Here is an 18722-nt window from a genome sequence, read left to right as displayed (position 1 = left end):
AAAAACCTTTTCATCATATTTTTAATTTTGGGAACTCTCATTTCTTGTAGTGAGAGTTCTCAAAAATATAATTCCTTAAAGCTTACTAAGAAGTTCTCTAAGAACACTAAAGATTATTCAATTATTATCGCTTATACTGGTAATTTAAAGTCGCAACTCACACCTCACAAAGACGAGCTGATCAATGGTTCAAAAATAGAATTTGGTGGTGCACAGCTACAGAGAAAATACCTCAGTGCCATAAGAAGTGAACTTGGAAATATTCTTTTAATCGATGGTGGGCAGATTCTAGCAGGTCAATCAAAAGAAGATGGTGACGAAGTTCTTGAGCATATAAATGAATTAGAATACGATGCCGTTCTCTTATCAGATCATGACCTCATTAGCTTAAAGAATCAGAAGAATAAAGAGATCAATATTCCATTTGTTAATTCAAATCTCTTATCACTTGATACAAATGAATCCCTTTCAAGCTTTAATAATAAAGAAGTAATCATTAAGGAGATAAATGGTGTAAAGGTTGGAATCTTTGGACTAACACCATATAAACCGATACTTAAAGATGAGGATGGTTTAGAGGGAATCCTCTTTGATGATGTCGTTGCAAGAATCCTTAATATAAAAAGAAAGATCAAAGGTCAGACTGATATAAATATTGCTATCTTACATGCTCATGATGAGTGTAGTGATAAAATCGATTACCGATTTAAAGACTGTAAAATTGATCGTAGCTTCATTAAAAAAATCTTAACGCGCCTACCTCCAGATACCATTGATATCGTTTTTAGTGGAAGTAGTATTGAGCCTGTAACAAAGATCCTAGAGTATCCTGTTGTCTCTAACCTTGGGCATGGGGAATTCATTACTCTTTTAAGATACTTTCCAAAAACGAAAGAGATAGAAGCGCAACAAGTAAGAATTTGCTCTGATTTCTATGATGTAACTAATAGTTGTTATATTTCTCCTGATGACATTAATGCCATTAAAGAAGTGAGAAAAAGTCGTCTAAAACTTAGGCCAGCTCAGGTACTTAAGACAAAAATCCTACAAACAAACTAGAATTCCATCATCATTACAAAATGTTTCAAGGCCAGGCTCACAAAAGCCAGCTGGAGATCCATTAAAGCAGAGGCTTGGAAGCTTTGTATCTAAAACTTTATAACCACGAGGACAAGCTGGCTGATTTTTTGTACCGCACTTATTAACTCCACAGTACTTACTACCACCTTGTTTACAATTGAAATCTACGACTTCATAACTTCCACTAGGACACATATCACAAATATTTGCCACTACATCCTTACACTCTATATTAACTCCGTGACAGAGTTGGCCATCTTTTAAGACTTTATCCTTTAAGTATTCAAGGCCACCACTAATGAAGACATTATCAAAGTAGGACTTTTTTAACTGATTTTGAAAGGCACTAAACTTTCTTGGCATTCGGTAGTTGAATAAATGATAACTTCTTCTTTCACCGCCAAGAAATAGATCGAGGCTGACTTTATCAACAGCTGATAGTGAGAATTTAAGAGAGGAGATATTCTCTTGAAGCTTTATTTTTTCATCAAATTGGCACTTATTACCACTTTTAGAAACGTAGCGAAGTATCCCCTCTTTTTTATTAAAAGGAGTTTTATAAAATGCACAAAAGTTATCGAATTCAAAAATCTTAATCCAAGTATTCTTTGGTTGTTCGATATTACCTTTATTTAAATATTGATTATTAAATTCAATCTTCTTTGCAAGAGACAATCTTTCTTCAAGATCAAACTTTTGTGACCAACATGAAATAAAAAGCAGAATAAATACTAAATATTTCACTATAGACTCCTCATGCAACGAAATGCAATGCGATAGTCATTAGTTAATTTATCAGCTCTTAGGGGATCAAAGGCTATATTATTTAAACCATATCCTTCACCATCCCAATATCCGCGCATACCATTTTGGTGTGCTTTAGAATGCCAGCTGAAATAGAACGAAGAGAGTTTTAAGTTCTCACTTGGGTGGATGATATTTCTTAAGTATTCAAAAGGCCCACCAAAGATCTGATAAACACCGGCCCATGAAACATTTCGACTATCTTTTTGTATATAATTTTGATCTAAACACTCACTTGAATAACTTTTTTCACAAAGAGATAATCGTTCTTCTTCCTTAATTTCTTCAACATGAAACTCTTTCATTCGTTGAATCTTATTAAGTAGTGTTTTTGTATTCTTTCTTGTCCAAGGATAGAGCGGTGCCCTTAAGTACTTAGTTGTATTATCAGTCAAGTCTTCTGGATGAATTGAAATTGCATCAAAAACTCTTGCAGTGAGTAAACTCTTTCCTTGAAAACGGCAATAGGCTTCCATCTCTTCAACTGACAATCCATAAGTATACGAGTAGAGATTCTTATCCTTGATTTTTTTATAAGCAGACTTTGAGAGCTTATCATTTGCTAAGTTCTTCCAATTCTTTACTTCCCAATTTTGTACATGAAATTTATCTACAAAGAGATTGCGATTAAAGTTATCCCAAGAAATTGTAACTTCTCTTTTATTGGCCATAAAAGGATAGTAACGTTGTGGCACGTAGGTTTCTTGGCAACTATCCACAAAGCTAAGTTGTAATTCTTGATCATAATCTTGAGCCTTTACAACAAAATCATAGTAACGAAAGCTTGGCATCTGATGATACGAATAACCTTGAACGAGAGATAATGTCTTAACTTTTTTATCAAGATAAACATTCACCAACTTTTTTTCTAATAGGCACTGAAGATACTCAGGAAAACATTGATAATATTGGTCATCTACATAACTAAGAGTTTTACACTGACCTTCTTTATCAAGACGTGCATTTTCCCACTCAAACTTCAAAGTAGACGCTATTTCTTCGATTTGATCCGGGCTTAGAGTCTTTTTTGTTTGCAACTTTGTAAAGCCCCAATACCCGACACCAACACTCAGAATTAATATAGTAGTTAAAATTATTTTTTTAAACATTTCTCACTTATGTGTAACACCCAATCAATGGTAAAATTATATATAGAATTTCCTTATGTTAAAAGGATTCAAAGGATTATTATGGATTGGATAGATAGCTTAAATAATTTAGAAGTTAACGGCAATGAGATCATGTCATTTTTTGAGTATTATGAACTCTTTAAGAAGTCTCCTGAAAAGGAATTAAGGCCAACTTCTGCTTACCTTCAAGACATGGTTAATTACTTTGGCCGTGATGATCACAAACATTTAAATGTTTTCTCACATGATGACCAAGATGCTCCAGCAGTATTTGGCCAGTATAAGATTGAGGAAAAGATCATTGAGCAACTAAGAAATTTTGCAGAAGAAGGTTTTAATAATAAATTCATACTTCTTATTGGGCCAAATGGTTCTTCAAAGAGCTCACTTGTTAAGCGCCTTATGAAAGGTGCTGAGGATTATTCTAAAACAGATGAAGGTGCTCTTTATACATTTAGTTGGATCTTTCCAATTAATACAGTCATAAAAGGTAATCTTGGATTAAACCAAGCATCGACAACTTCAGATTTAAGCTCTTACGCACAATTAGAAGATAAAGATATCTCAGCTATTTTAACATCTGAATTAAAAGATCACCCTCTACTACTTATCCCAAAAGAAGTTAGAAAGGATTTAATCCATTCTGCTTTTAACGAGAATCCAGAAAAGCAGGAAGAAATAGAAAAGTCTTACCTTGTCCGCGGTGATCTCTCAAAAAGAAATCGTATGATTTACGATGCTCTACTTAAGAATTACAAAGGAAAGCATGAAGAAGTCTTAAAACATATTCGCGTTGAGCGCTACACTATCTCTCGTCGTTATTCGAGAAGTGCTGTTACAATTGAGCCTCAACTACATGTTGATGCAAAGATGCAACAAATCACAATGGATCAGAGACTTGCATCTCTTCCACCTTCACTTCAGTCATTAAATCTGTTTCAAATGTCTGGTGAAACAATTCATGCCAATCGCGGTATTCTAGAATATTCAGATCTACTTAAAAGGCCATTGGATACATTTAAGTATCTACTTATGACAATGGAATCCGGATCAATTAATCTCGGTGGTATTTTAACTGAGCTTGATATCTTCTTTATTGGTACATCAAATGAAGTACATTTAACGGCCTTTAAGCAACACCCTGACTTTAATTCATTTAAAGGACGTTTTACATTTATCCGCGTACCATATCTCTTAGACTATAAGAGTGAAATGAAGATCTATCAAAAACAAATCAATAGTATTAAAGATCGTACTCATTTTGAGCCGGGTGCTCTTGATGCCATTGCAAAGTTCGCCGTTATGACTAGGATTCGCTCTTGTATGACAAAGCACTACGAAGATACGAAGAAACTTTCAGCTATCGTAACAACTCTTAATCCACTTGAGAAGGCCGGACTCTACTCTGAAGATAGAATCATCCCTGGCCGATTAGACGTAGAACAAGCACAAATCTTAAAACATAATATTGAACGTATCGAATCAGAGTTTGAATTCGATAATCTCTATGAAGGTAAATTTGGTATCTCACCAAGGGATATTAAAAATATTATTTATCGTCTGGCAGATATGAATAAGGCAATTACTTTTATTCAAGTTCTGGACTACTTTAAAAGAATTATCAATAAGAAGTCAGAATATGACTTTCTCAATATGTCTGCTCATGGAGATTATCATAATCCACCAAAGTTCATTGAGCTAATCAATGAATCAGCACTTGATGACTTTGATAAGAAGTTAAGAGAGTCATTAGGTCTTGTGGATGATCGCTCTTATGAAGATTACTTAAAGAGATATATCGAAAATATCAACGCCATGATTAAAGGTGAAAAGATTAAAAACGTTGTAACTTCTAAGTATGAAGATGCAGATGAGTACTTCATTAAAGAATTTGAAAATAATATCAATCTAAAAGAAGATGCAGTTAACTTCCGTTCTCACCTTATTTCTAAACTAGGTGCTTGGTATCTGGATAATAAAGGCGAAGAAGTCGATTATACTAAAATCTTCCCAGAAGTTGTGGATCGTCTAAAAGAATCATTTAGAAAAGAGCAAGAGAAGGTAATTCATAAGATTGCTAAGAATCTTGTTTTCTTTGAAGCAGAGATGTCTGGAAAAGAAGTAAAAGGCCATATCCCATTGAAAGAAGATATCAAAAAAGAAATTAAGGTTGTTATTGATAATCTTCAATCTTCATATGGTTATTCACAGAATGGTTCATTTGAGTTAATAAAGTATCTAATTAAAGAACGTTACTAGTACTAATTAACTTAGATAAACATGGCCATCTTAAATAAGAAATTCACGACTCAAGTCTATGAGGTGACGTATTACGTTGAAGAAACTCATCAAGGGATGAGGTTGGATCAATTTATGCAGATCTATCTTGAAACGTGGTCTCGCCAAGAAGTGAAAAAGAGAATCAAGGCCGGTGATGTTCAAATCATTGATCGTCCAGGAAAGCCTAGGCCATCAACGACTCTCCATTATAAAGAAAAAATCTTTTTTCGAATCACAAGAACAACTCAAGAAGACGAATATTGGCGTGGTAAACTTATTGAACTCGATGAAAAGCCTGAAATAATTTTTGAAGACAATGAGCTTATTGTCATGAATAAGCCTCCATACATGGCCTGTCACCCAACTGGCCGCCACCTCTTTTACTGTGCCACAGTAATGTTTGAAGAAAAGTATGAGAAAACCATCCACTCAATTCACAGACTTGATCGTGAAACATCAGGTGTAATGATGCTTGGAAAAGATCCACAGATAGCAAACCTAATGGGTGAAGAGTTCATCCATGATCGCGTTAAGAAGTGCTACTTCTTTATTGCAAAAGCAAATGAAGATTACAATGGAGCACAAGAATTCTTTTCAGATGAAAGACTTGGAGCTAGTGAAGAAGGGTTAAAGCGAGTTTATATCGATTCTTTTCCCGTGGACTCTCATGAAGGAAAGCATGCCTATACTGATTTTAAAATTCTTTTTAAAGAAGGTGATTATGTACTTGGACTGGCCTTTCCTCAAACTGGACGCCAGCATCAAATCCGTGTTCACGCAATGCTTAGAGGCCTGCCACTATTAGGTGATAAGCTTTATCTTGGTTCATTTGAAATGTTTCAACGCTTTAAAGATAACTTGGCCGCACCAGAAGAATTTGATCAGATGGAGCACAATCGTCACTGCCTCCATGCCATCGGTCTAAAGCTTCACTACAAGGGTGAAGATCGCATGTATATCTCATCACTTCCAAAGGACTTCATCCCGCTAATTAAAGAGCGTTTTTCAACACCAGTAGATGAGATTGAAAAAACTGTTAAAGATAAAGCTAGAGATTATTTTTCAGGTAATTAAGAACACCACTTGGCCCAGCGTTTTCTTTTCCCTTTAAAATAATGTGTGGTTTCACACTTAAGCGATCCATAACTGAATCAATATTAGAAACACCAATTGAAGTCTTAACCTTATCAAACATTGATTGATCATTTAGACTATCACCAAAGTAGATAGATTCTTCTTCCATATTTAGATGTGAAAAGAACTTATTAAAGAGAACCTTTGTTGCATTTGCCTTTGATAGGTTTCCACACCAAAAGTTTAAGTGAACATTAGATGTTGAGTAATTAATCCCCTCTTCATCCATAAGGTGACAAATTTCATTTTTAAATTTCTCATCTTCAAGATCACATAATTCAATCGCGCGATCAGATACTCGCCCCAAAGAATCACTTGTTAAATTTAAATTAGGATACTTCTCTTTAAGCTTTACACAAAAAGCTTCAAGCTTTGCCAGCTCACTTTCTGGAACTAAGAATTCATTTTGAATAAGTCCATTCTTATCACGCCAACTAAGAGCTCCTCCGCCTTCTGAGATAACGATAGGAAGTGTTGAAAAGTGAGTGATTAGAAAATGTGCCCAAGAGATACTTCGGCCTGTTACGATAACAAATGGGATCTTTTTACTCTCAGCAAGATTTAAAATATCAAAAAGCTCACTGCTCATTTCTGTATGGTGAGTTAGTGTACCGTCAAAGTCTGAAAGTATAATCTTTGGAGTTGTCATCGAATGCCTCATGTAAAAAAGGCGGCCATTAAGCCGCCCTTTCTTATATAAAATTTTTGTAAGTAATTATAGAGGAAAAGAAACACCAGCTAAGAAAGCTGTAAATGAATCCTTTAGGCCAACTTGAACTTCCATTGTACCGTTTAGGTGCTTGAAGCCTTCAATTGGTAATTGTCCGTTAATCCCCGTGTTAAGACTCATTGTTGTTTCATATCTCTGAGTATCACCATTTAGTGATAGTCCTAGAGGAATTGAAGCATATGGATAAGCTTCTTTACCCCAAAATGAGAATCCCTTCGTTACTGTTGGAGCAATTGAAAGCTTTGTAACACCTTCATCAAACTCAGTAGAACGCTCAATCATCCCTTTTACAGAAACACGAGGTTGTTGCATATAATCTGGATACAGTTCATAGTCCGCACCAACAAATAGTCTTTGTGAACGATCACCACCAGAAATTCCTAGACCACCATCTACGATTAATTTCTCGTCTAATTTATGAGTGTAGCGAACTTGCATCCCCATTCCACCCTTATCTGATGTAATTCCAGTAAGTTCTGTAGCAATTGTCTTTGATCCGCTTAGCATTGGCATTGTCGATTGTCCGATCCCGTAAGCGAAGATTGAAGCTTGTGACAGCATCATTAATGATAGAAACGCCTTTTTCATATATTCCTTCCTAGTTTTTAGTAAACTCTTTAATCATTTTAATGCCTTGTCCTAACTATATGCAAGGAATTCCTAAGACACTTCGCACAATCCTTACACACAAAAGAATTACAGGTTGACTCATAAGGCCTAATCAATTATAAATAATTCCACATTCTTATGGTGACCGTAGTTCAGTTGGTAGAGCGCCAGATTGTGATTCTGGTTGTCGTGGGTTCGAGCCCCATCGGTCACCCCATTAAAAAAAGCCCCCTCATCCGAGGGGGCTTTTTTTATTTGTGGATGAATGATTGGGTTTTGTAGCTACGGCAATGTCGTGGGTGGCCCTCACGATGAGGGTCCCCCGCGAGGCCACGATGGCCGCAAAGCGGGGTCACCAACTCTGCTTTATTTCAAAACCTTTATAAGAACAATAACTTATTTTAAAAATCTAAAGAACAACTCAATATCTAAATAAAATCAGAATTTAGTATATAATTAACAAATGAGAGAGTTTTTTACAGACATCTTATACGAAGTTTTTGCGAATACATTGTATTACTTAGGCTCATTCATAAGGTGGATATTTTCAGATCGAAGAGAATCCTTCAGTCATTTCCATTCTCGTAATGAGAAAAAATGGTACGATATTTTTATCTCTGTATCCGTAACTGTTATCATTGGTTTAGTTATCTACTATTGCTTTATTATAGTTACAAGAAATTAGCTGTGTTAATAGAGAGGATTGATATAAATGAGACATTCTCTAAAGTACTACCTAATAAAAATATTATATATAATAGGAAACTATATAAGATGGATATTGAGCGGAAGAAATGAGATTTTCAGAAGCTATCATCGTAAAAGAGACTTATATTGGTATGATCCTTTGATCTCTTTTTCTATATTATTAGTTATAGGTTTTATTATGCGGGGATTATATTTGAATTTCATACAAACATAGATGAATAATTCAATCTAATTCTCTTACGCATAGCCAACGAAAAAGCACCTGGAACGATTACTCTTGAGACATAAAGAGCTAATAAAGGAGTTAAAGTGCCAACATATAACCCCAAGTCGCTTGGATATAACAACTTCATAAGATCTAATTCAGCAGCACCATTCCAAACATACAGTATGAATGACTGCTCAATCTGCTGGATTGACTTGTTGGGTGTTCGAGGTCTTTCTCATTCACAAATCGTATCTGCTGTTAATACAGCTTTGAACTGTGCTTCTGAAGCCTCATGTACAGGACCTATTGATCAAAATGGAAATTTAATAGGAACCCCAAACAGTGCAATCCAGTATGCAATTGTGGGTAATGCCTTGATACTAACCGAAAAAGATATGCCGAAAACTAGAGCCGCTGCTAAGCTCGCGTTCTTTTACAGAGTCAATATTCTATCAAGACTACTAAATGAACAAGGCTATCTTCACAGAGGTGTAATAACGTCCGGAGAAGTTGACTGTTTTATATATGAAAGTTCTACACTTATTACTGGTAAAGGAGTAGTAAAAGCAGCGAGCCTTGAAGCAAATTTAAAAACGGCAGGTTTATTTTACGATGAAACTTGGGATGAATTTATAAACTGGAGACAAAAGCAACTTGATAACCAGAATTTCATTGTTCCATTTTCAATGTTATCAGGGTGGAACTACTCAACTCATTCGCCTGGTCTATCAGGAGTCACCTTTAGTCAATATGATGGATGGGTACACTGGGATCAGAATATTCAAAATGGCAATCAAAGCATCAATAAAGTTGTTAATGCCCAAAGTTTAATAAATGATTTAAGAACTACATTTGGACTTCCATAAATTATTTCAAATCCAATTCTAACTGAGGGTTATTCTTTTTAGCGTTCTTCTTTTTCCAAATCTCACTTGTCCTCTTATATCTACATTTAGGACAGCCTCGACCACTTGTTCTGTGGTTACTTGAATCTTGCCAAATATGCCTACATCTTCCTCTCCACCAAACGACTCGCCCTGACCCAGGAGTAAAGTATTCAGGTAGAAGTAAATCATTCTTAGTTGGATGCCAATCTCTAGCGATATCGGGAAAAGAAATGACAAAGACTTCTCAAAAGCGACATGCTTTCTTTTTGTATATAGTTCATTGAAAAGGTCACTTGCAATCCATTCATCTCTATTCATGTACTTTTGAATTGCATTATTTAAGGCCAAGGGCATTTTCTTATTCTTAGCTTTGATTACTTTTAAAATATTTTTAACTATCTCTAAATTAATTTCTCTTTTCTTCGCTTGAATATCCGTCGATTCTAAAAGAGGTAGTCCTTCTTCTCGAACTTTTAATAGAAATATCTCCTCTGATAGATCTTCATTCTTTTGAATATCTTTCTCATGTTTATCTGCATGCCAATAAACACCATCATACTCAATTCCGAATTTTAACTCTGGAATATATATGTCAACTTCATTACCTAATACAATTGCTCTATGATGAACATCTTTGAAGATTGTTTTTAGTTCACAAAATATTCTTAATTCTGGGATTGAATAAGCAGGATTACATTTAGGGCATCCTGTTCCATTAGTCCTATGTAATATCGTTGCTTTCCATTCATGATCATCTCCTTTGGAGCACTTCCACCATACTTTTTTTCCAGTGCCCGCAGGTACATCTTTTGGCGTTAACTTACCATTCTTTGTTGGATGCCATTCTTTAATTAATTCGGGAAATGTTTAAGCAAAACTCTTCTTATTCACCACGAGACTCAAGAACACCTAAAATTTGATAAATAGAATTTACACAACTCGCTAGTAAATAAAACCCTTGTTCAACGAGAGGCATCTCTTTTTTAACAGCTACCAACTCTAGATAGTTATCAATATCAGATCCTGGTAAATGTGCATCTCCATGCCTTAACTCATAAGCACCTACTAGAGGACCCATAATCTCTCTAGCCTTTTCATCACCTACAGAAATGGCCAATAGTCTTTCTACTGATTTTAATGAACCTGGTTTCTCACCTTTTTTCAACTCAATAAGCTTGTGAACTTCAGAAGTATTAAAGCTATCAGCTGTTAATCTAGCTACATCTTTTGCCAATGCATAAAGCTCATTTTGATTTGTAACTCTAAATCGGTGAGTTTTCTTTGCTATATCAACCAGCTGCTCATGATCTCTTACTAACTGAAAGTTAAATAATTTATCTGATAAATAATTTAATTGCTCTAGACCCTTTAGAAGAAAACTCTCTGGAGCTTGAGTATTAGCAGGATCTGCATGCACTTGTGAATCTTGTAGTTCCTTAGAAACTCCACCATCTGGTACAATATTATAAGAAGACCAAATTTGTTGCTCCCATTCTGATTGATACGAAATATCTTTTGCATATACATTTACTAATCCTAACGAATTAATTCCAAATACAACTCTCATACTATGTGGATTAGCTGTAATAGAGCCTGTTTTAGCCGTATACCACTCTAATTTTGAGTTTCTTTTTGCTAATAGACTCGAAATAACTTCGGGCTTAAACCAAAGCCAACGGCCACTATCTCTCAACTCTTTTGATTTAAGCTTTTCTCCTGAACCTTCAACTATGTATTCAATACTTACTTCATTATCTTCTTTCTTAACTCTAGGGCTTTCATTTCCCATTTCGATAATTTCAGTACGCCTAAACTCTCCCTCAATATAAAAGAGTTTTTGCCCTTCAAACTTCTTAGTAAATGAATTTGATTCGAATTCACCTTCAGTAGGATGAGGCAATATTGGCACCTCTTCTTCTGGATCAACATCGGTCCTACTTACATGGAATACAGCCATTGAACCTCCAAAAAGGTTACCACCTTCATGAATTTCAGAAATTCTACCATCCCATTTACTTAGGCCATCTACCTCAGAAGGATAATCTTCCTTCCAATCAATCTTACTTCTATCTTTTTCAACTGTTGACCTACTTCTATATGAGCATAATGTGAGATTCATATTTCTGGCACATAAGTAATCTTTTAAGAACTTTGATTTTATTTCAATTAAAACAGGTCTGTTCTCTGAGTTCCTAGTCAATTTTACAACTTCTTCATAATCTTCTTCTGGACGAATCCAAACATCACCTTCTCTTAATAAATTTAATGCTGTAACTAAGTCCTGATTAAGGTGCCAAACTGTGCCATCAACTGAGTTAAGTTCCTGCTCAATAACTAAATTAGTACCAACAAGAGTCCCTTCAGTATAAATATCTTCATTAAACTGATCGCTTGGATAGTAGTTACCATCTTCATAGTAACTTCCATGACTTCTCATCAACCCCATACTATCCCAGTTCATTTTCTTTGAAGCTTCTAGATCATCATTGAAAAATGCAACTGAGGTACATTGAAAAATCTCGCTTTTATATCCTACTAAGCCATACTTCCCTTCCTTAATAGGAGTGTGGATTGCCCTTAATGGAATCCATACCGCCCTGGAAAAGTCTCTTCTCTTTATATCTTTAAAGTCATACCAGTCTTGATTCATAAGTTGTCCTTTTCAAACCAAGATTTATTTATCACAAAAATTATAAAGCGTCGGGCCAAAAATCAGTTTAGTATTTGGTGTATAGTCTTTCGATGCCACTTACCCTTTCTGGTCTTAGTAGGAATCTTCATTGAGTTGAATACACTGGCTATTTTCTCGTAGCAAATCCCTTATCTCGCAACTCTCTCATCTTCTTGATATTCTCTAGTTCACGCTTATCACTTCGTTCGTCTGAGTGCTGGCCATAAGCAAGGCCTCGCTTTCTGTTACGATTTGATCCTGGCTTATTAGTCTTGAATCCAAACTCTTTAAGGAACTTTAAGACTGATGTTCTTGCACATCCTGCGTTATCAGCAATCTGTTGACACGATAGGCCTTCAACAATATATTTCTGATGAAGGTAAGCCTTGGATTTATATAGTGTATTTGATCTAAGCTTAATGATAATGGTGCTTTCGACGGGCTGAAAAAATGTATTTTTAGTGTCGGTTGAGCACCCCATTTAAAAAAGCCTTCCTTTTGCGAAGGCTTTTTTTATTCCTGAAATCCAAATTTATGCATAAAGAGACCGATGGGGCGAGAAGTGAACGAGCGCGCGTTAGCGAAGAGCTGGCCCGGACGGCCAGCGGAAGCGAGTGAACCGGCGACGATTGCTTGAGCGTGACGCGAAAGCATGAGGAGGGGCCCCTCGCACTTTCATCGATCTCATCTTAAGCAACGTCGTGGGTGGCCCTCACAATGAGGGTCCCCCGCGTGGCCACGATGGCCGCAAAGCGGGGTCACCAACTCTGCATCTTCACTTACATCTTAAGTAGTAGGCTTCTTCTTAGCAGGCCTACGTCGCGCACTTCGTTGCTGATTATTTCCATTACGGCTTTTATTAGCAGATGCTTTCTTACTTGGGCGCCTGTGATTTTGAGGTTGAGCAGGTGCTCCAGCAACTCCATGAAAAGGATGATCCTTATCTTGTGGAATTTGATACTTAATTGTCTTTTCAATATCTTTTAAAAGTTTCTTTTCTGTGTCATCGCAAAATGAAATAGCAATTCCATCACGTCCAGCTCGGGCCGTTCTTCCGATACGGTGAACATAACTTTTAGGATCATCTGGAAGGTTATAATTGATAACGTGAGTGATATGAGAAACATCAATTCCACGAGCAGCAATATCAGTTGCAACGAGGACTCTGATTGTTCCCTTTTTAAAACCACCAAGGGCCTTTTCTCGTGCACCTTGAGACTTATTTCCATGAATAGCAGCAGATGTTATTCCAACCTGATCAAGATGTTTAACAACTCGATTAGCGCCGTGTTTTGTCTTTGTAAAAACAAGTACGTGCTCAATTGATTGGTCCTCTAGAATATTAATTAAGAGTTTTGGTTTATTTGTCTTGTGGACAAAATTGATTTTCTGATCAATCTTTTCGACAGTTGTTGATTCAGGTGTTACTTCGACTTTCTTAGGCTTTACTAGAAGCTTTTTAGAAAGGTTTACAATATCTTGTGGCATCGTTGCAGAAAAAAGTAGCGTTTGCCTCTTTTTTGGTAGTCTCGCAATAATCTTATTCACATCGCGAATGAATCCCATATCAAGCATGCGATCCGCTTCATCGAGGACAAAGGTTTCAAGTTGGCCAAATTGAATTTGGTCATTACTCATAAGATCTAAGAAACGACCAGGAGTAGCAACAATTACATCCATCCCTTTTTTAAGCTGTAGGATTTGTGGCCTTGGTTTAACTCCACCGAAAATAACCGTACTTTTTATGCCTAGGCCTTTTCCATATTCTTCAATATTTTCATTAATCTGAGATGCTAACTCTCTTGTAGGTGTAAGAATTAAAGTTCTCATATGTCTTGGCTTAGTTTTAATTTTATTTGAGCCTAGATTATTTAAAATTGGTAATGAGAACGCAGCAGTTTTTCCAGTTCCAGTTTGTGCAATTCCAAGGATATCTCCACCTGTTAATACGTGTGGGATTGATTGGGCCTGAATTGGAGTTGGTTTCTTATAGCCTTTTTTATTTAGGCTTGAGAGAATTTCTGGTAATAGTTTTAGGGAATCAAATGAATTGATTGATGACATAATAAATATCCTTGCTCAATAAGCGTTAATGCCAATGCTTAATCCAAATACTAGCACAGGCGAATATTTAAAATGTATCTAGATCAATCCCCTTCATCTCTTGTATTAGGATACAAGTCAACCTTTAATCGCGTTTATGTAAAGTATATTAGTGATATCCCTTCTTAGAGAGTATTTTGTTCAGTGAATTTGCAAAGTTTTGCTTATCTTTAGCATTAAATGAGTCAGCGCCTCCTGTAACGACTCCTCCATCACGAAGCTCCTTCATAAAGTCTCGCATTGATAGTCGCTCTCCTATATTCTCTTCATCGTAGAGTTCACCGCGAGGATTAATAGCAAGAGTTCCTCTTCCAACAACTTCAGCGGCCAATGGAATGTCAGCTGTAATGACGAGATCATTTACTTCAACATGTTCAGCAATATACATATCAGCGACATCATCTCCGCTATCAACTTTAACAAAAGAGATTAACTCGTGATGTGGGATATTCATATAGGAGTTAGCAACAAGTATGAGTGGGATTTGTAAACGAATGGATGTTTTAAAAAGTATCTCTTTTATAACCTTAGGGCATGCATCAGCATCGACCCAAATCTTCATCTCTTTCTTTTGCATTTAAGAATCCCTCATTTAATCAGATAATTCATCTTAGATCGTTAAATACTATTTGAATACAGACTTTAATAACTTCATCAAAATAGCAGGTAAACTATTATGGTGCTTTCGTGGGATATCCGGTGTTGAATCAATTAATTCTTTAATACGTTCGTGACTTACTTTGACTTGTCCATAATGGGCGATAAGAAAGTCATTGATACCAAGATCGATATAGCGCTGAAGTGAGCTTCGATACTCTTGTGGTTTCCAGATTGGATAAGGCCTAAAGACATTAGTTTTGGTACTGACGAGATTATCAGCAATATATGCAAGCTTTTGTTCTTCATGAAAGATACTTAAGTCCATTATTGTGTGCCCTGGACACTCTAAGACTTTCCAGTTTTTAAAGAATGGAACTTCCATTAGATCAGTTAGGATATAGTCGAGCTTAACATTGCGTGAAAAAAGAATATTTTTAAATCCTCTCTTCTTATTTAAGGCCACAAGATAAGTAAGTAGGATATCAACCCAATAAGTAACGATACCAAAAGGGCCAGAGTACATTAGATTAAGATCGCGAGGGCCGGCGATTGGTATTCCTTTCTTTTGAAAGAAGCTAACCGCTCCCATGTGATCGGGGTGTGCATGAGTTGTGATAACTAATTTAATATCGCTTAAATTTCTATTTAAATTGCTTTCAAGATATGATTCCACAATTTCAACATCAGGCCGACAACAACCATCCAGAAGAAGAAACGAGCCGTTTTCTTCTACGAGATAGATTGTTTGGATATAGCCTTTAAGTTGATGTATTTTTAAGTCCATAAAGCCCAGTTGTTATGGATTTACTGATAAATAGATTTGATATCAGTAATAGGAATGGCCATCACTTCATCAGCATCATCCACGTCTGTTATTTCAACGCGACTACCATCAAGAGAAAGAGAAATTGTACCATCTAAGTTTTCACCACTTTTTAATTCAACAGTAACAAACTCACCTTCAAGTAGTTTAACATCTTTTCTGATCTTCTTAGTTTCCTTTGCCGCATCAATGACATCAAGGCCGTAAATTTTCTCATAAGCAAATGTCATGCGTCGCCCGTCTTCAATAGAGGTGAAGTTAAGTGTTTCATCACCAATTTCGAAATCACGGCCAGCAATTGAAGTATGATTGGTTCCATTATAGAAGTGAACATTAACATCTTTATTCTTTAGATTTTCCACTTCCCCTTCTAAGAGTTTTTTATAAATTTCAATTTCACCTAAAACTTCATCATTTATACTTTGTATATCACTATAGCTAATGAGGTATGCACCTTTAGAATTATTAATTTGAAGGCCACCACGTGCATAGCTATGTATCTTTCCTTGGATATTATCACCTTTCATATTGATAATAGACACATCACCACCGACTCTTACTTCATAATTTTTTATGATTTTCTTAAGTGCACTAAAGCAATTGCCAACTTGGAAAAATGAAGCTGTTGAACGAGAAGACGTAGGATTATAATTTGTTGAATACCATACAGCTGTAAAGGAAATGGCAATAGCTGCAAAGCTTCGAATAACTTTTTGGCGTTCTGTTATCATAGCAATTTTATCGGCTAAACTATGGTTTTCCTTAACTATCTTCATGAGTTAAAATAATTAAATCAACTAGTTAGAGGATACCATTATGAATCTTAGTGCTATTGGAATTGCATGCGAAAGTCTAGAAGACTCTATAAAATTCTACGAAAACTTTGGATTAAATTTTACCCAAATTGGGGATGAACATTATGAAGCCACAACAAAGTCAGGACTTCGCCTTATGCTCGATTCGTATGATCTAATGAAAAAAATCAATCCAAGTTGGGAGAGGCCAATCTTTCCTGGTATTACTCTTTGTTTTGAACAAGACAATCCACAAAGTGTTGATAACTTAGTTAATAAGCTAAAAGATAAAGATGTAATTATTGAAAAAGAGCCTTGGGATGCTTTTTGGGGCCAACGATATGCTTCAGTTAAAGATCCAGATGGAAATCAAATTGATATCTTTGCTCTACTGTAAATGAGAACCACTGGTGCAGAAGTCTTGAATATGTTTATTAGTTGAAGGAGTGCCACAACACAAAGAAGCACGAGTAAGATCAAATGAATTCTTATGAAGGAACTCTTTTGCACGCTCGAATAAAACTTCTTGATGAGTATTTAGATTAGATAAGTCTGAATAACAGGTTTGAACAAGTTGTGCACGACGTGCCGACTTCTTTTTTTCAAAGCATATCTTTTGAGGAGTACCATCATCTCCAAAATCAATCGACTTTATGATACTTGATAGACTTCTTCCACGATGCCTACCCCTTGAAGAAAATTCAACCGAATCAATGACTCCCTCATTGGACTTATTAAGCTTTAAGCTCTTACCATCGATTCCACTGATATCAACTGATCGATCTTGAGAGCATGAGATATTAGAATATCGATTTGTTTGTAGATCATCATAGATTGTTTCCACAACACGACACATATGTTCACCATTAGTTAGGGCCTGTTTTTGTCTTGGCCAATCTTCACCTAAGAAAGAAATGACTTTGGGGCTTAATGCCAAAAGAGGTTTACATTGTGGATCTTTGATCCAATCGTGGTAGCCAAGTGTTGCACAGGCCGTAGAGGGTGAGTACCCCATTAATTCGACTGCATTTGCTGCTTTTAAAAACTTTGTACTTGAAAGTATCTTCGACATAAGACCGAGGCCATCTCGTGTTTTATTCTTCACTTGACTTGCAATGGCACGAGAACTCAACTTAGCTTTTGCTACGTTACTAGGTGTTATTTTATGGTAGTTTTCCTGTATGAGGAGTCGTTTGTGAAGACGAGCCTTATCAAAAGCAGAGAGCGGGCGATATTCATGGCCTTTTGTAAATTCATTATAATTTTGTTCTAAAAACTCAGCAGCTAATCGGTCTTTCTTATTCTTTAAAAAGAATTTACTATCACTTGCTTTAACTACTTTTCGTCCAAATTCTTCTTTTGTGACCGGACTCATTCCACGATCAACAAAGTCTGCTATCTTTTCAATCTTTAATATCAGCTTTCGTTTTTTTAAAACATTCTGCTTTCTTTTGCCAGTAAGTCCTTCAAGAGAAAGTCCTGCTTTTTTAAATGCATCCTCTGTCCATTTTCCATCAACATCATTTAGAGAATCTACAATTTCTCTATTTAATTTTCTTCCATAACCTTCTTCAAAAAGAACCTTATAAAATGGCCGTCCGTTATATTGACTTGAAGGTGTAACCTTAGCATTATCATGGGCCTCTAAAACGATTTTTAATGTCTCCTTATCAATTTCTTTAAAACGTTCTGGATATCGTTCAAGTAGCTTTACTCCCAAGTCCACAATTCTCTTCTTATGCTTGGACATATGCTCGTGAAAGTCGAGTGCATCATTTACATTAACACGTCCTGATAATCTTTGAGCGATGGCCTGTACATTTTGATATTGAGTTGAAAAGATCAGTGTATAAGGAATCTTTGCAGAAGTTTCACTTTGGGAGCAAACACCTATAGATAAGTCATTAGGTGATAAATCTTCATTCTCTTGAAAATTACTATCATCAAATAAGCTATGGCATTGAGCAAAATTATCTGAATTAGAACAAATAACTTGGGCCTTCAGATAATTAATCTTATCCCGAATTTCATTTGGACTATTAAGACAATGCTCTGATGCATAAACTACCGAAAGTAATAAGCTCAGTAAAAGAATGTAGCTTTTTGTCTCCCTCACTTAAAACTTATCGGCAGTATATAAATAAAGTTAAGTTACTGACTT

General features: G+C 35.9%; 17 protein-coding genes, 1 tRNA gene and 1 pseudogene. 6 read left to right on the top strand and 13 right to left on the bottom strand.

The features are described from left to right. The first annotated feature begins 27 nt into the window (after positions 1-27). Positions 28-1059, top strand: a complete 1032-nt coding sequence (locus VCM44_RS02775; RefSeq protein ID WP_334677951.1) for a hypothetical protein — start codon at positions 28-30, stop codon at positions 1057-1059. On the opposite strand, the gene VCM44_RS02770 is transcribed toward VCM44_RS02775, so the two are convergent. Both VCM44_RS02770 and VCM44_RS02765 read right to left on the bottom strand, forming a co-directional pair. Further along, the gene (locus VCM44_RS02770; protein WP_334677950.1) at positions 1045-1824 is read right to left on the bottom strand and encodes a hypothetical protein; all 780 of its coding nucleotides are present in this window, start codon (positions 1822-1824) and stop codon (positions 1045-1047) included. The genes VCM44_RS02775 and VCM44_RS02770 overlap by 15 nt on opposite strands. Continuing rightward, positions 1824-2993, bottom strand: a complete 1170-nt coding sequence (locus VCM44_RS02765) for a hypothetical protein (RefSeq protein ID WP_334677949.1) — start codon at positions 2991-2993, stop codon at positions 1824-1826. The genes VCM44_RS02770 and VCM44_RS02765 overlap by 1 nt, the downstream gene beginning before the upstream one ends. Positions 2994-3074: 81 nt before the next feature. Here VCM44_RS02765 and VCM44_RS02760 point away from each other — a divergent pair, with 81 nt between their 5' ends. Both VCM44_RS02760 and VCM44_RS02755 read left to right on the top strand, forming a co-directional pair. Then, complete coding sequence (locus VCM44_RS02760; protein ID WP_162929696.1) at positions 3075-5273, top strand: hypothetical protein; 2199 nt, start codon at positions 3075-3077, stop codon at positions 5271-5273. A 21-nt stretch (positions 5274-5294) separates the two neighbouring features. After that, positions 5295-6368 (top strand): RluA family pseudouridine synthase, encoded by a 1074-nt coding sequence (locus VCM44_RS02755; RefSeq protein ID WP_334677948.1) that lies wholly within the window; start codon positions 5295-5297, stop codon positions 6366-6368. On the opposite strand, the gene VCM44_RS02750 is transcribed toward VCM44_RS02755, so the two are convergent. Together VCM44_RS02750 and VCM44_RS02745 are read right to left on the bottom strand one after the other, a co-directional pair. Beyond that, positions 6343-7077, bottom strand: coding sequence for an HAD family hydrolase (locus VCM44_RS02750; RefSeq protein WP_158536762.1), 735 nt, complete (start codon positions 7075-7077; stop codon positions 6343-6345). The genes VCM44_RS02755 and VCM44_RS02750 overlap by 26 nt on opposite strands. 66 nt (positions 7078-7143) lie before the next feature. Next, entirely contained in the window at positions 7144-7746 is a 603-nt protein-coding gene (locus VCM44_RS02745) for a hypothetical protein (protein WP_114705722.1), read from the bottom strand. Positions 7747-7908: 162 nt separating this feature from the next. Here VCM44_RS02745 and VCM44_RS02740 point away from each other — a divergent pair. Next, positions 7909-7984 (top strand) — tRNA-His (locus VCM44_RS02740). Between the two features lie 800 nt (positions 7985-8784). Further along, positions 8785-9549, top strand: coding sequence for a hypothetical protein (locus tag VCM44_RS02735; RefSeq protein WP_334677947.1), 765 nt, complete (start codon positions 8785-8787; stop codon positions 9547-9549). 1 nt (position 9550) lies between these two features. On the opposite strand, the gene VCM44_RS15125 is transcribed toward VCM44_RS02735, so the two are convergent. The 8 genes and pseudogenes from VCM44_RS15125 to VCM44_RS02700 form a co-directional block, all read right to left on the bottom strand. Continuing rightward, entirely contained in the window at positions 9551-9787 is a 237-nt protein-coding gene (locus tag VCM44_RS15125; RefSeq protein WP_442905004.1) for a zinc-ribbon domain-containing protein, read from the bottom strand. A 482-nt stretch (positions 9788-10269) separates the two neighbouring features. Then, positions 10270-10422, bottom strand: a pseudogene (locus VCM44_RS15120) (zinc-ribbon domain-containing protein); the annotation flags it as partial. Positions 10423-10453: 31 nt separating this feature from the next. Further along, complete coding sequence (locus tag VCM44_RS02725) at positions 10454-12220, bottom strand: hypothetical protein (RefSeq protein ID WP_334677945.1); 1767 nt, start codon at positions 12218-12220, stop codon at positions 10454-10456. A 148-nt stretch (positions 12221-12368) separates the two neighbouring features. Further along, positions 12369-12722: a hypothetical protein gene (locus tag VCM44_RS02720; protein WP_334677944.1), complete on the bottom strand. Its 354-nt coding sequence runs from the start codon at positions 12720-12722 to the stop codon at positions 12369-12371. 305 nt (positions 12723-13027) lie between these two features. Then, positions 13028-14305, bottom strand: coding sequence for a DEAD/DEAH box helicase (locus VCM44_RS02715; RefSeq protein WP_334677943.1), 1278 nt, complete (start codon positions 14303-14305; stop codon positions 13028-13030). A gap of 148 nt (positions 14306-14453) precedes the next feature. Continuing rightward, positions 14454-14906, bottom strand: a complete 453-nt coding sequence (locus tag VCM44_RS02710) for a YaiI/YqxD family protein (protein WP_442905003.1) — start codon at positions 14904-14906, stop codon at positions 14454-14456. A gap of 63 nt (positions 14907-14969) precedes the next feature. Beyond that, positions 14970-15728 (bottom strand): MBL fold metallo-hydrolase, encoded by a 759-nt coding sequence (locus tag VCM44_RS02705; RefSeq protein ID WP_334677941.1) that lies wholly within the window; start codon positions 15726-15728, stop codon positions 14970-14972. A gap of 20 nt (positions 15729-15748) precedes the next feature. Beyond that, positions 15749-16498 (bottom strand): hypothetical protein, encoded by a 750-nt coding sequence (locus tag VCM44_RS02700; protein WP_334677940.1) that lies wholly within the window; start codon positions 16496-16498, stop codon positions 15749-15751. 85 nt (positions 16499-16583) lie between these two features. Here VCM44_RS02700 and VCM44_RS02695 point away from each other — a divergent pair, with 85 nt between their 5' ends. After that, positions 16584-16958 carry a VOC family protein gene (locus VCM44_RS02695; protein ID WP_114705729.1) on the top strand — a complete coding sequence of 125 codons (375 nt, stop codon included), beginning with the start codon at positions 16584-16586 and terminating at the stop codon, positions 16956-16958. Here the strand turns inward: VCM44_RS02695 and VCM44_RS02690 are convergent. Next, positions 16950-18677, bottom strand: a complete 1728-nt coding sequence (locus tag VCM44_RS02690) for a hypothetical protein (protein WP_334677939.1) — start codon at positions 18675-18677, stop codon at positions 16950-16952. The two genes, VCM44_RS02695 and VCM44_RS02690, sit on opposite strands and share 9 nt — an antisense overlap. Positions 18678-18722 lie beyond the last annotated feature (45 nt).

Source organism: Halobacteriovorax sp. DPLXC-1 (assembly GCF_036903125.1).
GTDB lineage: Bacteria > Bdellovibrionota > Bacteriovoracia > Bacteriovoracales > Bacteriovoracaceae > Halobacteriovorax_A > Halobacteriovorax_A vibrionivorans.
Note: the sequence above shows the minus strand (reverse complement) of the source record. Positions and strands in the feature narration are given on the sequence as shown.

What these genes read in the sequence shown, in the direction of transcription:
- VCM44_RS02765 (WP_334677949.1), bottom strand. Translation starts at nt 2,993, where the DNA reads ATGTTTAAAAAAATAATTTTAACTACTATATTAATTCTGAGTGTTGGT.
- VCM44_RS02760 (WP_162929696.1), top strand. Translation starts at nt 3,075, where the DNA reads ATGGATTGGATAGATAGCTTAAATAATTTAGAAGTTAACGGCAATGAG.
- VCM44_RS02755 (WP_334677948.1), top strand. Translation starts at nt 5,295, where the DNA reads ATGGCCATCTTAAATAAGAAATTCACGACTCAAGTCTATGAGGTGACG.
- VCM44_RS02750 (WP_158536762.1), bottom strand. Translation starts at nt 7,077, where the DNA reads ATGACAACTCCAAAGATTATACTTTCAGACTTTGACGGTACACTAACT.
- VCM44_RS02745 (WP_114705722.1), bottom strand. Translation starts at nt 7,746, where the DNA reads ATGAAAAAGGCGTTTCTATCATTAATGATGCTGTCACAAGCTTCAATC.
- VCM44_RS02725 (WP_334677945.1), bottom strand. Translation starts at nt 12,220, where the DNA reads ATGAATCAAGACTGGTATGACTTTAAAGATATAAAGAGAAGAGACTTT.
- VCM44_RS02720 (WP_334677944.1), bottom strand. Translation starts at nt 12,722, where the DNA reads ATGGGGTGCTCAACCGACACTAAAAATACATTTTTTCAGCCCGTCGAA.
- VCM44_RS02715 (WP_334677943.1), bottom strand. Translation starts at nt 14,305, where the DNA reads ATGTCATCAATCAATTCATTTGATTCCCTAAAACTATTACCAGAAATT.
- VCM44_RS02710 (WP_442905003.1), bottom strand. Translation starts at nt 14,906, where the DNA reads ATGAAGATTTGGGTCGATGCTGATGCATGCCCTAAGGTTATAAAAGAG.
- VCM44_RS02705 (WP_334677941.1), bottom strand. Translation starts at nt 15,728, where the DNA reads ATGGACTTAAAAATACATCAACTTAAAGGCTATATCCAAACAATCTAT.
- VCM44_RS02700 (WP_334677940.1), bottom strand. Translation starts at nt 16,498, where the DNA reads ATGATAACAGAACGCCAAAAAGTTATTCGAAGCTTTGCAGCTATTGCC.
- VCM44_RS02695 (WP_114705729.1), top strand. Translation starts at nt 16,584, where the DNA reads ATGAATCTTAGTGCTATTGGAATTGCATGCGAAAGTCTAGAAGACTCT.